Here is a 15,549-nt window from a genome sequence, read left to right as displayed (position 1 = left end):
GTTGAGTTTGGTCACTTACATTATACATGAAAAAGGGGGTCATTGCTTTTTTATTCGTAAAAAGTGATGAAATCCTTGAAAATATAAGGTTTTAAACAAAAATAGGACTGTAAAACTTTACAGTACCTCATTTTTTAGGAGGGTTTCATAATGAAAAACAAATATGCACATATTTTTGAGCCATTAACCGTTCGTGCAATGACAGTTAAAAACAGAATCTGCATGATGCCAATGGGAACAAACTATGGCGAACAGAATGGTGAGATGAGTTTTCTTCATATCGATTACTACAGACAGCGTGCAAAGGGTGGCACAGGTCTTTTAATCGTTGAAAATGCAAACGTTGATTTCCCACAGGGTTCTAACGGTACTACACAGCTTCGTATCGATCACGATAACTATCTTCCACGTCTTTACAAGTTCTGCGAAGATATGCATCGTTATGGTGCAAAGCTTTCTATCCAGATCAACCATGCAGGAGCTTCTGCTATGTCTTCCCGTATCGGTGGACTTCAGCCAGTATCTTCCTCTAACATTCCTTCCAAAACAGGTGGAGCTGTCCCTCGCCCATTATCAAAAGATGAAATTCTTGCTATCGTAAAAAAATACGGAGAAGCTGCAAAGCGTGCACAGACTGCCGGATTTGATGCTGTTGAGATTCATGCTGGACATTCTTACTTAATCAGCCAGTTCCTCTCCCCTGTATACAATGACAGAACAGATGAATTTGGTGGAAGCATCGAAAACAGAACTCGCTTCTGCCGTATGATCATCGATGAAGTAAGAAGCCAGATCGGACCTCATATGCCAATCATGTTAAGACTTTCTGCTGACGAACTTGTAGATGGCGGAAATACTTTAGAAGATACTTTAAAATATCTTGAATATTTAAATGACGAAATAGATATCTTTGATGTATCCTGTGGTCTTAACGACTCCATCCAGTACCAGATTGATGCGAACTACATGAAAGATGGCTGGAGATCTTATATGGCGAAAGCTGTAAAAGAAAAATTCGGAAAACCAGTTATTTCCATGGGTAACTACCGCGATCCTCAGGTTGTAGAAGACACTCTTGCAAGAGGTGACTGTGACTTAATCGGTATGGGACGTGGTCTTATCGCTGAGCCTAACTGGGTTCATAAAGTAGCAAACGACCAGGAATGTATGCTTAGAAAATGTATCTCCTGTAACATCGGATGTGCCGGAAACCGTATCGGTGGAAACAGACCTATCCGTTGTACAGTTAACCCATCTGTCCTTGAAGGAGACACACATCTTGGACGTAAAGTAAACAAGAACTGTAACGTAGTTGTCATCGGTGGTGGTACTGCTGGTCTTGAGGCAGCATGTTCCGCAGCAGAAGTTGGATGTACTACATTCCTTCTTGAGAAAAAAGATGTTCTCGGTGGACTTGCTACAGAAATCTCCAAGATTCCTGCAAAACACCGTTTAAATGATTTCCCTGTATACCTTCAGAGACGCTCTGCCGCTCTTGATAATCTTTACATTTTCAAGAACACAGAAGCTACTCTTGAAGTAATCGAGAAATTCAACCCACACATCATCATCTGTGCTACTGGTTCTGCTCCTCTTCTCCCACCTATCGCAGGACTTCATGAGAACATTGATAAAGAAGGTGGAAAAGTTGAATCTATCTTAAGCATGATCAAACATGTACCTGATTACCCAGAAGATATGACAGGCCAGAAGGTTGTTGTAATCGGTGGTGGTGCTGTAGGTCTTGACGTAGTAGAATTCTTCGCTCCAAGAGGTGCTGAAGTATCTATCGTTGAAATGATGCCAGCAATCGGACGTGATCTTGATCCTGTAACAAAGAACGATACAAAATGTATGATGGAAAAATACAATGTAAACCAGCTTACAAGCACAGCTCTTCAGGAAGTAAAAGAAGACTGCTTCGTTGTTAAGAGTCCGGAAGGTGAAGTTTACGAGCTTCCATTCGATCATGGATTTGTATGTCTTGGTATGAGAGCACAGAGCAAAGTTTACGAAGAAGTATCCAAAGCTTATAAAGACACTAACGTTCGTGTTGAAAATATCGGTGACAGTGTAAGAGCAAGACGTATCATTGACGGTACATTCGAAGGACGTAATATCATCTTTACCTTAGAACAAAAAGGATTTTTATAAAATACTAATTTGAGAGACTAAAGAAACGAAAACCAGAAATTTAATAGAAAAGAAAATGTGAAGATAGTCGCGGCGTAGAAAATGCCTGTTCGGCATTTTTACTGGCTCCGACATCACATTTTCTTTTCTATTAAATTTCTGGTTTTCTGTTTTTTGGCTCCAGATGGAAATTAGTATTTTGGTCTGAGGAAAATAAGGGGATTGTCCAGAAGGCTATTATTTTTAATCAGAGAACTGTTTATCCATAAGAAAATAACAGTGACAGCCAATGCCTTCTACCTAATCCGTTTTCTTTCACTATAATGTCCTTACAATTCCTTTTGATTTAGAAGATCGACTACAAATCCAGTGGGAAAATATTCTCCTCTGGAGATTTTTATTCTAGTGAAAACCATAGACTTCTGGACAATCCCCTCTTTTTCCCTCAGACTAAAATACTAATTCCTTATTAAGAACAGCCAGCCGCTAAAACAAAATTTTATGCTGAATTGTAAGGAAACTATGGTAAAGAAAAAAGAATTGTTATAAGTATTGCATTTTGTGACTTTGCGCTGTGGAATTTTGACTCTGAAAACTTCGGATTCGTTTTTCCGAAGTTTTCGTTTTTTGAGGCAAAATGAAGCGTTTAGCGCAACGGAACAAAATCAAACTTATAACAATTCTTTTTTCTTTAGAAGACTACTACAATTCAGCTCAATATCTTCTACTAAAACGGCGTCTGTGTTCACAGCAAATCAGTATTTAATTTTTTTAGACAGACAAAACATAAAAATTGTTGTATAATGAACACAGCTTATGACAGGCGATGAATTTATGCACATCAGTTTACTTACTATACTATCATCCTGTGCTTGTGTTCAAGTATCGCAGATGGTTTTCGCAGAAAAGGAAGTGGCATGGTGGCAAACAGGGCATAAAAGAGTGATGTTTTTGAAATTAAAAAATAAGTTAAAACAATCATGATATAATCTGTACTATGTCAAAGGAGTGACCCGATATGACAGAAAAAAAAACTACAACCCATATTTTTTGCATTATTAGCAGCAGTATTCTATGCAGTAAATGTACCTTTTTCTAAGTACTTACTTCAAGATGTTCCACCTACTTTCATGGCATCATTTTTATATTTTGGGGCTGGAATCGGTGTTGGCATTATGTATTTATTTCATTGGAACAACGAACAGAAGGAGGAACGACTCACAAAAGACAACCTGCCTTATACCATCGGTATGGTAGTTCTAGATATTTTCGCTCCTATCTTTTTAATGCTCGGAGTTAGTATCGGTTCTTCTGCTAATGCTTCTTTGCTCGGTAATTTTGAAATCGTCGCAACAACATTGATTGCATTATTAATTTTTAAAGAAACCGTATCTAAAAGGCTCTGGATTGCCATTTTGTTTATCACAATTTCCAGTATCATTCTTTCCTTTGAGGGCAGTGGAAGTTTTCATTTTTCCCTCGGCTCTCTTTTTGTTCTCCTCGCCACCATATGCTGGGGCATGGAGAATAACTGCACAAGAAAGATTTCCGAAAAAAGCACTTATCAGATTGTTACAATAAAGGGACTTTGCTGTGGTCTTGGCTCCTTTGTCGTCGCATCTGTCGTTGGAGAATCTTTACCTTCTGTAAAATACATCATTCTTGCCATGCTCTTAGGATTTGTTGCCTATGGATTAAGTATCTTTTTATACATCCGGGCACAAAGAGATTTGGGAGCTGCCAAGACAAGCGCTTACTATGCCGTTGCTCCTTTTATTGGAACATTTCTCGCTTTTGTTATTAATGGGGAACAACTTTCTATTGCTTATCTTGTTGGTCTGTTCTTTATGATTATCGGTACACTTTTTGTCGTAGCAGATACTCTAGTGAAAAATCACTCCCATCTGCACACACATTTAATCACACATACACACGATGGTTCAACACATACCCATGTGATTATGCATAAACATAGACATGAGCATTTTTGTTTGTCTGATATACATAGACATCACCATCATAATCTTTTAATGAACGAACATATACATTAAATTAACTTGTTATGCTAGACAAATATAATTTTTATACAATCAAGTAAAAAATATCTTCTTCTGGAGATATTCATTCTAACGAAATCCATAGACTTTTAGAGAAACCCCATGTTTTTCTCAAACAAAAATACTAATTCTCACCAACTGTGAGTTTTGTATAGTCAGAAAAAAGAAATAATACCATATCCCAGATGCGGCTTCGGAGCGTGTTTAAGATGCGAACGAGCATTTTAAACACAGCGACTATAGAGCAGATGGGATATGGTATTATTTCTTTTTTCGTCTATACGAAATTTACAAATTAGTATTTTTAATAGAATTTGTTGTATTTTTTATCATTCTTTTTGAGTTCTTTGTTTATATAGTTTCCACCCATTTTTTCTCGTAATGTTTCTTTTCCTGAGAAAAGATTCGTTCCTAATCCAAGGCGTTCTCCGTCAATTTTTGCTCCAAGTGCCGCCATTGTTGTTGGGAACATATCCATTGTTGTAAAACGACGGTTCTGTGTTGCAGCTTCTTTGTAAGCACACTGTGGATTAATGATTGTATTATATACTGTTCTGATATAGTTTCCGCTTAACGGTTTCCAAAATTGTGAACCGGTATCTACCATAGATGTATGGTCTCCAACGATAACAATCGTTGTATTCTCGTAAAAATCCTGTTGTTTTATCCAGTTTATAAAATCATATACCTGTTTATCTGCACAAGCTACTGCATTTCCATAGGTTGTATTATATTTATTATCGCAGAGACTGCATAGAAAGCCTGTTGGGAAGTGGGTATCTACCGTAAGCATTGTAAGATTAAATGGTTTGTTCTCTGAAGAGAGTTTTTTTAATTGTTTTTTTGCTCTTTCATAAAGTATTTTATCTTCATGTCCCCAGTAAACTTTATAATCTTTTGGGATATCTCCTTCTTTAATCGCAGCATTATAATCTTCTATTTTGTAGTTTTTATGTGTTTTAAAGTAGGCATCTCTCCCTGCGAAATCACCATCACTTCCACACAAAAATACCTGCTGATATCCTTCTTTATCTAAAAAATCTCCTAAAGCCGTAAGATTAGGTAAAAATGTATCAGATACTGTTCCGGCATTTTTTACTTTTAAATTAATTGCTGATGTTTGTGCAACAAGTCCACCGGCTGTATATGCTGTTCCTTCTAAGCATACAGGACCTCCCATTTTTTTATCTGCCTTATCAGAAAATTGCACATTTTCTTTGGCAAGCTTTGTCAAGTTAGGGATATAATTCACGTCCATCGTGCCGCCTTCCGCTTTATCTGCGTAGCTGCTCTCCATTGATTCCATAAAAATATAAATTAAATTATTCTTTTTGCCTGGAAATGTAACGGTAGTATTATCCGGATCTACATAGTAGTCTTCATAAAATGTAGACACTTCTCTTGAATTTCTTAAGTATTCCCACATACCGATTTCGCTTCCCTGCACATGGACCGTATGCAAAAGAATTACTGCCACACAAAGTTCGATTATAATTTTACTCCATCTTGGAATTTTTTTCTGTGAAAATATTTTTAATGTATAAAGTTCTCTTTTGAAAAATATATAACATAATATAACCATTACAGTTAAGATAACAGGCGGTAACACTGCGGTCTGTATAATGCTATGTATAATTCCACTGTCTGTTCCTTTAATTGGACTGGTTAATTGCAGTAATATCGTCGAAAATGCAACATCTCCGCAAGTAACTTTTACCCATTCCACTAAATACTTTACTAATAATGTGAGAAATATTCCTAATGGCACGCATAAAGCAAATGGAAATGCAAGGATTTTAATTATAATGTTTGACTCTAATTTTTGTCGTCCTTTTAAACTGGCAAACAGGAAAAAGCAGCAAGGTAATGCTATAAACATACTATAATAGACAAGAAAATCTCTTTCTTTTTCTTTAAGACGTTCCTGGTAATTTCCATTTAATTCTATCGAGCCAAAGTCAAATTGTGCCCCTATCTTTTTTCCGATCACGATTTTTACTCTGCTAACATCACTTTGTTCTACAGGTACAACGGCCTGTGTTGCTCCCTTTTGTGCCTTGAAATTTACTTTCTTTTCTTTGGAAAAGTCCTCGTCTTTCCTATTTGTATACATTACTTTGATTGCTATATTTTGTTCAATTGGTTTGGAAAAATGTATTACAACATTCTTTAGAACATCCTCATTAATTTCTTTAATAATATTAGGATTTGGCTCTTTTACTGTAAAATGTCCATCTTGGATATCATATCGTGAAAATTCTGTTTCAGGTGTATCTAATGTATATGGCTTTAATGCAACTTCTTTAGAAATTCCGGATACAAACCAAGAAAATACTGCTGCCAGAAGTATAATACTAATCACACCAACAATCTTCCACTTTCTTTTTTGTGCTTTACAATACAATAAAATTGTAAGCAACAATACTACTACTATACCGGCTATCTTCATAAAAATCGGAGCGCCTTCTTTTACAAAAGGCACTCCTCCTTTTAGATATAATGATAAGCCTGTTCCCAAAAAAGCGGTTATTACAATCGCTACGTAATAATAAATTACCGATTTTCTCTGTCTTTTTTCTCTTTTTTCTGCTCTCATTTCTTCTCTCATTTATTATGTCTACTTATCACTGAAATTCTTTATTTGAAGTACTTATCTACTCCATTAGCAATTCCCTTCGCCAGCTTCTTCTGATAAGACGCAGAATTCAACTGGCGATCTTCTGTTGAGTTCGTAAGGAATCCGCACTCAAGAATCATTGTAGGAATCTTAGCCCAGTTGATTGTTGTGTAATAATCCGAACGAATCGTTCCATGACTTCTCTTATTCACTGCCTTTGCAACAGAGGATAAAAGACAGCTGCCTAACTTACGAGAACTGTTAAAAATCTTCTTGCCAACGTAACGGGAACTACCTGGCACGCATACTAATGGTCCCTGTGCGCTTGCTCCTGATGCGTTACAGTGTATACAAATATGAATGTCTGCACCACTTGCATTGGCTTTCTTCGTTCTCTGCTGATTAGACAGTGGACAGTTATTGGTTGTTCTGAGCATAATTACTTTATAACCGCGTTTCTCTAATTCTTTTTTCGCCGCTTTCGCGATTGCAAGATTCGTCTTATATTCTGGAATATGTGTACGTACACCTGCTGTACCGGATGTCAGCTTTGCCTTTCTTCTAGATGAGCCCGGTGCAAGTCTTTCTGTAGAAGAAATTCCTCTCTGCTGGTGTCCCGCTGCTATAAATACCGTTCTCTGCTTCTTTGCTTTTTTTGTCTTCTTTGTTTTTTTCTTTGTCGTCTTTTTGTCCGCTTTCTTTGCTGTCTGCTTTGCAGTGGTTGCTGCTGTCGTAGCCTTAGCTGATACCTTTATTGTACTTACCGGTATCATTGTAAGAACTAACAATACTGCTAAAAGCAAACTGAAATGTCTTTTTAAATGACTTTTCATACTTTTTCCTCCTTTTTCATCAATAACCTTAATGTAGCAGCATAAAATCACTTCTGCTGTATTTCTTTTTTATTATACACTGACTGCCGGACTTCGTCCATATATTCATTTCTTAATTTACAGTCAACTTTATTTTTTAATAAGCCTCAAAACTCTTGGCATTCTTGCCGAGAAATGCGTAAGTCTTATGATATCTGATATAAAAAAAAGCAACAGTTTTCTATCTATCTAAAAGATAAACAGAAAACTGTTGCCTTTTCCTCACATCTAATTGATGTAACAGCTTTACCGTCTACATAGGGCAATTCGTAAATTACACTATAGACAAGTGAAAGAACTGTATCTGTAATTAGAAACGAGCTGGGTTCAGCTTAACTCCAGGACCCATTGTAGAAGTAAGTGTAGCACTTCTGATGTACTGTCCCTTAGCTGCAGCTGGTTTTGCCTTAATGATGGCATCTATTAATGTCTGGAAGTTTTCGTTTAACTGCTCCTCTGTGAAAGAAGCTTTTCCGATTGGCACGTGAATGATGTTTGTCTTATCAAGTCTGTACTCGATCTTACCAGCTTTTAAGTCCTGAACAGCTTTAGCAACGTCCATTGTTACTGTTCCAGCCTTAGGGTTAGGCATTAAACCTTTTGGTCCAAGTACACGACCAAGACGACCAACAACGCTCATCATGTTAGGTGTTGCAACAACTTTATCGAATTCGAACCATCCTTCGTTCTGGATCTTTGGAATAAGTTCCTCAGCTCCTACGAATTCTGCTCCTGCTGCTACAGCTTCTTCAGCCTTATCACCTTTTGCGAATACGAGAACACGTACTTTTTTACCTGTACCGTTAGGTAAAACTACTGCTCCACGGATCTGCTGATCAGCGTGACGTCCGTCAAGACCCATTTTGAAATGAGCTTCGATAGTTTCATCAAATTTTGCACTGGCAGCTTTTTTTACGATGGCTACTGCTTCCGGTGCGTCGTATAAGTTCGTTTTATCTCTGAGCTTTGCAGCTTCCTGATATCTTTTTCCTCTTTTCATTCTAAATAACCTCCTGTGGTATTATCGGGAGCGACCCTCCCACTTCGTTGTATCTAATCAATTCCGATTAATCTTCTACAGTAATGCCCATACTTCTGGCAGTACCAGCGATCATGCTCATTGCTGCTTCGATGCTCGCTGCGTTTAAATCAGGCATCTTCATCTCTGCAATTTCTTTTACTTTATCTTTAGAAATTGAAGCAACCTTTGTCTTGTTAGGAACGCCTGATCCGGATTTGATGTTACAGTATTTCTTTAATAATACTGCTGCCGGTGGTGTTTTAGTAATAAAACTGAATGTTCTGTCCTGGTATACTGTAATAACTACAGGAATGATCAAATCGCCTTTATCTGCTGTTCTGGCGTTGAATTCCTTTGTAAACTGGACGATATTCACACCGTGCTGACCTAAAGCAGGACCTACAGGTGGTGCTGGAGTTGCCTTTCCTGCTGGAATCTGTAATTTAATATAACCTGTGACTTTCTTTGCCATGATAGCTATCCTCCTATTGTGGTAATTGCGGGAATCTCCCTCCCACTTGTCTGCTCTTTACAGAGCGTCTTATAATTTCTTAACATCTACAAACTCAATCTCTACAGAAGTCTCACGACCAAACATATCTACTTCGATGGTAACAGTCTGTTTATTCATGTTAATTGCCGTTACAGTGCTTACTCTTCCTTCCCAGGCGCCTGAAGTTACTTCCACTAAATCGCCTACTTCGATGTCAATCTCTACTTCACTGTTACTGTTAGCAACAATACCAAGATTTCTCATCTCTGCTTCGGAAAGTGGTACCGGATCGGATCCCGGTCCAACAAAGCCTGTTACACCTCTGGTGTTACGAACAACATACCATGTATCGTCGTTCATGACCATGTTAACTAACACATAGCCAGGGAACATTTTCTTAGATACGTTCTTTTTAACTCCACCCTTCATCTCGACTACGTCCTGAAGAGGGACTCTTACTTCAAATATCTGATCCTGAAGCTTTCTGTTTTCAATTGTCTTTTCAATATTAGCCTTCACCTTGTTCTCGTAGCCTGAGTAAGTATGGACCACATACCAGTTTAATTCTGACATATATTCACCTTTACCTTTATACTAGACCAGAAAATTAATTCCATACTGGAGAACCATATCCAGGGCTGCAATGATGACACCCAGGACAACGGATACAACCGTTACTGTAATTGTCTCTCTGATAAGCGTTTTTCTGTCAGGCCAGCTGATATTTTTAAATTCGGCTTTAAGGCCCTGAAACCAGCTTGTTTTCTCTGTTTTCTTTGCTTCGTCGCTCATCTTATCACTCCTTAAAAACCGGTCCGACTATTTTGTTTCTTTATGAACAGTATGCTTTCTACAGAATCTGCAATACTTTCTTGTTTCTAATCTTTCAGGATGATTTTTCTTTTCCTTTGTAGTATTGTAGTTACGCTGTTTACATTCTGTACATGCCAATGTGATTCTCACGCGCACAACTTCCACCTCCAATTTTGTTAAACGTAGGGTTTATTCTCATAAACCAATTTTAGGCATAAAAAAAAGACCTATTCCATCGCCACATTAATATAACATACCCAAAGTACGTTCGTCAATGCTTTTTTCGCACAAAATCCAAAAAAGTATTTTAAATTTATGCACGAATTCATATATTTTTTTCTCTTTTCTCCATTGTGCATAAGTTATCCACAAAATCCACACTCTCTTGTGGATAAAGTGGACAACTCACTTTTTATGTTGCTCAGAGCAAATATTTTCGCTCTTTTTTATAATCGGTCTTATTTTCTTAAAATGTGGATAAAATCTTGATAACTCTCAAGATACAAATAAATCTCTCAATACCTATTTTATGGCGTTATTTTCAGATAATTTACGTATCATTTTTAACCAATATATGGAAAATTTGTCGTTGACAAGAAACGAATGTTCGTGTATGATAATTGCATAGGGAGAACTATATAAAGTAAATATAAAAGTTAAGATAATTAAGATAATTAAGACAAGAAAGGATTTTACTTATGAACAAACAGACCATCCGTATTAAATATTTTACTGATAAGATTGAGAAACTTACTTATATTGATGGGAAGTCCGACTGGATCGACCTTCGTGCTGCTGATGATCTTTGTCTGAAGAAGGGAGATTTTGCTCTTGTTCCACTTGGAATCGCCATGGAACTTCCACAGGGCTACGAAGCCCATGTTGTTCCGAGAAGTTCCACTTTTAAGAACTTTGGTATTATTCAGACGAATCATATGGGTGTTATTGATGAATCCTACTGTGGAGATAACGACCAATGGTTTATGCCTGTTCTGGCTGTTCGCGATACAGAGATTCATGTGAATGACCGCATTTGCCAGTTTCGTATCATGGAACACCAGCCTACAATTTCTTTTGAAGAATGTGACAGATTAGATGGTTCAGACCGCGGTGGTTTTGGCAGCACCGGCCGGGCATAACGCAATATCTTAGATCTATCATTTATATTATTATAAATATTATGAAGAGTTTTCGTTGTTTTCTTTCTTTTTTACAAATGATAAAGCAGCATTGCTCTTCTGTATACTTTAAGTTACAGCGAGTAACGTTACCTATAACACTCCGGTTATTATCCGCACTTTTTCCAAGACATTGCCCTGTATGTGCTAAACCGGTGCCATACGGAACTCTGATCCATTCGGAATGTCAGACTGTTTTACCTTTTATCTCTGGTTCTACCTGTCTGCGCTGCGGCAAACCGGTTTCGTCTTCTGCGCAAGAATACTGTTATGACTGTCGTACTTTTCCAAAAAGTTTTCAAAAAGGGCTGTCTCTTTTTCTATATAATAAAGAAACGCGTCCTATTATGAGTGCGTTTAAATATCATAATAATCGAAGACTTGCTGATTTTTTTATCTGGGAACTTTTCTTTCAGCAGTATTCTCAGAATTATTTTCACATTTATTCCAAAAGGTATTCTCACAGCCCTTCCAGAATTTATGCAGCAATAGAAAGTCTGGGGATTGACGCAGTCATACCTGTTCCTATTCATAAAAATAAATATAAAAAGAGAGGTTATAATCAGGCTGAACTGCTTAGCCGCAGAATTGCTCTGATATTTAACCTCTCTCATTATCCTGATATGCTGATTCGCTCTGTGGATACTCTCCCACAAAAACAGTTTACTCCACAATCCAGGCTTAATAATCTAAAGAAAGCATTTCGCTTTAATTCACGATATGATAACCTTGTTCAAACAAACACTTCCCTGTCTGTGCTGCTTGTTGATGATATTTATACAAGCGGCGCTACTATGGAAGCCTGCACCCGTATTCTTTTAAGCGCCGGCATTCCTAATGTTTTTGTTTTATCGATCTGTATCGGTATGGCAAGAGATTGATCAGATTCCATCTTTGAGACATTCATTCAATCCAGAATACCGCTTTTGTTCTGTCTCATTATGAATCATCTGTTCTACCATAGACTGCCTTCCCACGATAGCTGCACACTTTTGCGCTCTTGTAATTGCTGTATATAGAAGATTTCTGTTACAAAGAATCGGAGGTCCGCTAAGAAGCGGCAGTACTACTGCCGGATATTCACTTCCCTGTGATTTATGAATTGTAATTGCATAGGCAAGTTCTAATTCATCCAGGTTTGAGTATGGATATTCTACCTCCCGGTTCTCATCAAATACAACGGTAATCCGTTCAGAATATGTATTAATCTGCTTGATCACACCCATATCTCCGTTGAATACTCCAAGTCCTTCTTCAACGGAGAAGCCTTTTGCATTCATAATCTTCCATTCAAGCTTATAATTGTTCTTTACCTGCATTACCTTATCGCCCTCACGAAAGACTCCTGTACGTCCTTCCTTTTCTTTCTTGGATTCTGATGCAGGATTCAGATAATATTGAAGAACCTCATTCAAATGTTCCACACCAAGTTCTCCTTTACGCATTGGTGTCAGAACCTGTATTTCAAACGGAGATGTACCAATATATTCCGGCAACTTGGTTTTTACCAGATAAATGAGCGCTCCCATTACTGAGCGGACATCTTGTTTTTCAAAAAAGAAAAAGTCTTTGTTCTTATTATTTAAGGTAATAAGTTCGCCTGCATTAATTTTATGTGCATTAAGAACAATATGGCTGCTCTCTGCCTGACGGTATATTTTAGAAAGACGCACTACACTAAACGCTTCTGAATCAATAATATCCTTCAAAACGTTTCCCGGTCCTACACTTGGAAGCTGATTCGAATCCCCTACAAGTATGAGCCTTGTTCCCGGAACGATTGCTTTTAGAAGAGAATACATTAAATGAATATCTACCATGGACATCTCATCAAGAATCACCACATCGGCCTCGATTGGATTCTCCTCATTTTTTTCAAAATGAGAACTACTTCCCTCCTCGATTCCACCAGAAACTTCCAAAAGTCGATGGATCGTTTTTGCCTCATATCCAGTCGCTTCCGTCATTCTCTTCGCTGCACGTCCGGTCGGTGCTGCAAGAACAATATCCATGTGTTCCATTTCAAAGCAGCGAATCATAAGATTAATGGTTGTTGTCTTTCCTGTTCCCGGACCACCGGTCACTACGACAACCCCTTTCGTAAGTGCTTCTTCCACTGCCTGTTTTTGTAAAAGATCAAGCTGAAAATCCATGCTTTCTTCCAGTTCACTGATCCGCTTTCCATAAGCGCCCTTTTCCATCGGGAATTCCAGATCAAGATTTAAAAGCATCCTTGAAGTATTCAGCTCCATAAAATAATAAGAACTCAAATAAACATGTTCCTCTTCATTCACAGTCCGAATCATCAGTTTCTTATCAAGAACTAACTCCATCAGATGGTCTTCTATAAATTCCGGTGACATAGAAAGAAGCTGCCCTGCACTTCGGCACAAAACATCTTTTGGTAAATATACATGGCCAGAAAGAGAAGCCTGCTGAAGAGCATATAAAATAGCTGCACACACACGAAAATCGGAATCTGGTGCTATACCAGCCTTTGCCGCAATCGCATCCGCTGCCCGGAAACCAATTCCTGTAATATCTTCTGCCAGTTTATATGGATTCGTCTTCAGGATATCATACATCTTGTTGCCATATTCCTCAAAAATACGAACCGCAAAACGACTGGTAATTCCATACTCCGATAAAAACATCATCGCATGGCGCATCTCCTGCTTTTCCTGAAACTGCACTGCAATATCCATCGCCTTTTTCAGTGAAATTCCCTTTACTTCTGCCAAACGCTCCGGTTCACTTTCAATGATGTCAAATGTATTCCCTTTAAACTTTTTAATCACTCTTGCAGCCAGCGCAGCTCCCATTCCTTTAATCGCACCAGATGCAAGATAGCGTTCCATCGCCGCCTTATCTTCCGGCTCCTTTACAGTATACGATGTCATCCGATACTGTGGTCCATGCGCCGGATGATCTACATATTCACCTTCTGCACAGATATATTCTCCTTCATTGATATAATGAAAATTTCCCACGAGGACTTCGTCCCCGTGGGTTGTTTCAATGTCCATTACTGTATATCCATTCTCCTCATTATGAAAGCGAATATGACTTACATATCCTTCCAGATGAGCCATTTAAAATCTCCTACTTTGTACCAAGATACTCAATGTACTGGCCAGTACCAATCGCAACTGCTGTCATTGGGTCATCGGCTGTCATCGTTGTAATTCCTGTCTTCTCTTCAATCAACTGTTCTAATCCCTGTAACATACTTCCACCACCGGTCAGTACGATTCCACGATCAGAAATATCTGCTGCTAATTCAGGTGGAGTTCTCTCTAATACACTATGAACTGCTTCTACAATCTGTGCTGTCGCTTCACGAAGTGCCTCTCTTGTTTCTTCGGAAGTTACGGTAACTGTCTTAGGAAGACCTGTTACAAGGTTACGTCCTCTCACTTCCATAGAAGATTCTTCTGCACGTGCATATGCACTTCCTACCTGAATCTTAATATCTTCTGCTGTACGGTCACCGATCAACAGATTATGCTTCTTTCTCATATAACGAACGATTGCCTCGTCAAAATCATCACCGGCAACCTTAATCGATGTACTTACTACGGTACCTCCAAGAGAAATAACCGCAATATCAGAAGTACCACCACCGATATCTACAATCATATTACCGCATGGCTTCGCAATATCGATACCAGCTCCGATTGCTGCTGCTACCGGCTCCTCGATAATCTTTACATCTCTTGCTCCTGCTGCATATGTTGCATCTTCTACTGCCTTCTTCTCTACTTCTGTTACTCCACTAGGAACACAAACAGAAATTCTTGGCTTTCTTCCAAATAAACTCTTGCCCACTGACTTATGAACAAAATACTTAAGCATCTTCTCTGTAACGGAGTAATCACTGATTACACCCTGTCTTAAAGGACGAACCGCCACAATATTACCAGGAGTACGTCCAATCATCAGACGCGCCTCTTCACCGATTGCCTTAATCTTTCTCGTATCTACATCAAAAGCAACCACTGAAGGCTCTTTTAATACGACACCCTTCCCCTTTACATATACTAAAATACTCGCAGTACCTAAATCAATTCCAATATCCGTAGCCATTAGGAATCTCCTTTCCTTATAAACTCCATGTCTTTTATCCATAAATACTGATTAAATAATCACTCTAAATAACCAATATCAAAATCGTATCCCGGTGTACTATTCAAAATGCTGACACACCCGATATTATTATAAACGAAATAAATCGAATTTCCAATAGTTTTTTATCACTAAGCGCATACTGACTTAGTTTCGTAAGATTTTACAATTCATTCCGCAACTCATTTGACAAATCATTACAAATTTATAACATAACCGTTCTCATAACTATTCTTACGT

The 15,549-nt window shown here is 38.1% G+C and carries 13 protein-coding genes and 1 pseudogene; 5 read left to right on the top strand and 9 right to left on the bottom strand.

Translation table 11 applies throughout. The annotated features are described in order from the left end of the window. Nucleotides 1–150: 150 nt before the first annotated feature. The gene (locus tag FYJ25_RS12600; protein ID WP_154581433.1) at nt 151–2,154 is read left to right on the top strand and encodes an oxidoreductase; all 2,004 of its coding nucleotides are present in this window, start codon (nt 151–153) and stop codon (nt 2,152–2,154) included. Nucleotides 2,155–3,176: 1,022 nt separating this feature from the next. After that, entirely contained in the window at nt 3,177–4,184 is a 1,008-nt protein-coding gene (locus FYJ25_RS12595; protein WP_330578363.1) for a DMT family transporter, read from the top strand. Between the two features lie 310 nt (nt 4,185–4,494). Here FYJ25_RS12595 and FYJ25_RS12590 read toward each other — a convergent pair whose 3' ends face one another. The 7 genes from FYJ25_RS12590 to rpmG form a co-directional block, all read right to left on the bottom strand. Beyond that, complete coding sequence (locus tag FYJ25_RS12590; RefSeq protein WP_167513826.1) at nt 4,495–6,786, bottom strand: LTA synthase family protein; 2,292 nt, start codon at nt 6,784–6,786, stop codon at nt 4,495–4,497. 41 nt (nt 6,787–6,827) lie between these two features. Next, nucleotides 6,828–7,640, bottom strand: coding sequence for an N-acetylmuramoyl-L-alanine amidase family protein (locus tag FYJ25_RS12585; RefSeq protein ID WP_154581431.1), 813 nt, complete (start codon nt 7,638–7,640; stop codon nt 6,828–6,830). A 349-nt stretch (nt 7,641–7,989) separates the two neighbouring features. Then, the gene (gene rplA, locus FYJ25_RS12580) at nt 7,990–8,679 is read right to left on the bottom strand and encodes a 50S ribosomal protein L1 (RefSeq protein ID WP_021906549.1); all 690 of its coding nucleotides are present in this window, start codon (nt 8,677–8,679) and stop codon (nt 7,990–7,992) included. A 67-nt stretch (nt 8,680–8,746) separates the two neighbouring features. Beyond that, nucleotides 8,747–9,172 (bottom strand): 50S ribosomal protein L11, encoded by a 426-nt coding sequence (gene rplK / locus FYJ25_RS12575; RefSeq protein WP_005345699.1) that lies wholly within the window; start codon nt 9,170–9,172, stop codon nt 8,747–8,749. Between the two features lie 69 nt (nt 9,173–9,241). Beyond that, on the bottom strand, nt 9,242–9,766 hold the full coding sequence (gene nusG, locus FYJ25_RS12570) for a transcription termination/antitermination protein NusG (RefSeq protein ID WP_021906548.1): 525 nt from the start codon (nt 9,764–9,766) through the stop codon (nt 9,242–9,244). A gap of 21 nt (nt 9,767–9,787) precedes the next feature. Next, a complete protein-coding gene (secE, locus tag FYJ25_RS12565) occupies nt 9,788–9,985 on the bottom strand; it encodes a preprotein translocase subunit SecE (RefSeq protein ID WP_147608681.1) in 198 nt (65 codons plus the stop codon). A gap of 27 nt (nt 9,986–10,012) precedes the next feature. Next, nucleotides 10,013–10,162: a 50S ribosomal protein L33 gene (gene rpmG / locus FYJ25_RS12560; RefSeq protein WP_005345689.1), complete on the bottom strand. Its 150-nt coding sequence runs from the start codon at nt 10,160–10,162 to the stop codon at nt 10,013–10,015. Nucleotides 10,163–10,704: 542 nt separating this feature from the next. Between rpmG and FYJ25_RS12555 the strand changes: the two genes are divergently transcribed. The 3 genes and pseudogenes from FYJ25_RS12555 (at nt 10,705) to FYJ25_RS12550 (ending at nt 12,065) form a co-directional block, all read left to right on the top strand. Then, nucleotides 10,705–11,145, top strand: coding sequence for a dUTP diphosphatase (locus tag FYJ25_RS12555; protein WP_021906547.1), 441 nt, complete (start codon nt 10,705–10,707; stop codon nt 11,143–11,145). 41 nt (nt 11,146–11,186) lie between these two features. Beyond that, nucleotides 11,187–11,453: pseudogene (locus tag FYJ25_RS15175) on the top strand (double zinc ribbon domain-containing protein); the annotation flags it as partial. Between the two features lie 78 nt (nt 11,454–11,531). Then, nucleotides 11,532–12,065, top strand: coding sequence for a ComF family protein (locus tag FYJ25_RS12550; RefSeq protein ID WP_154581429.1), 534 nt, complete (start codon nt 11,532–11,534; stop codon nt 12,063–12,065). Here the strand turns inward: FYJ25_RS12550 and recD2 are convergent, their stop codons facing one another. Together recD2 and mreB are read right to left on the bottom strand one after the other, a co-directional pair. After that, the gene (gene recD2 / locus FYJ25_RS12545) at nt 12,066–14,276 is read right to left on the bottom strand and encodes an SF1B family DNA helicase RecD2 (RefSeq protein WP_154581428.1); all 2,211 of its coding nucleotides are present in this window, start codon (nt 14,274–14,276) and stop codon (nt 12,066–12,068) included. A gap of 10 nt (nt 14,277–14,286) precedes the next feature. Further along, a complete protein-coding gene (mreB, locus tag FYJ25_RS12540; protein ID WP_021906544.1) occupies nt 14,287–15,270 on the bottom strand; it encodes a rod shape-determining protein in 984 nt (327 codons plus the stop codon). Between the last annotated feature and the right edge of the window lie 279 nt (nt 15,271–15,549).

It is taken from the genome of Anaerobutyricum soehngenii (assembly GCF_009697165.1).
Classification (GTDB): domain Bacteria; phylum Bacillota; class Clostridia; order Lachnospirales; family Lachnospiraceae; genus Anaerobutyricum; species Anaerobutyricum soehngenii.
The sequence above is the reverse complement of the archived record's forward strand: the minus strand, read 5'-3'. Positions and strand labels throughout refer to the sequence as shown.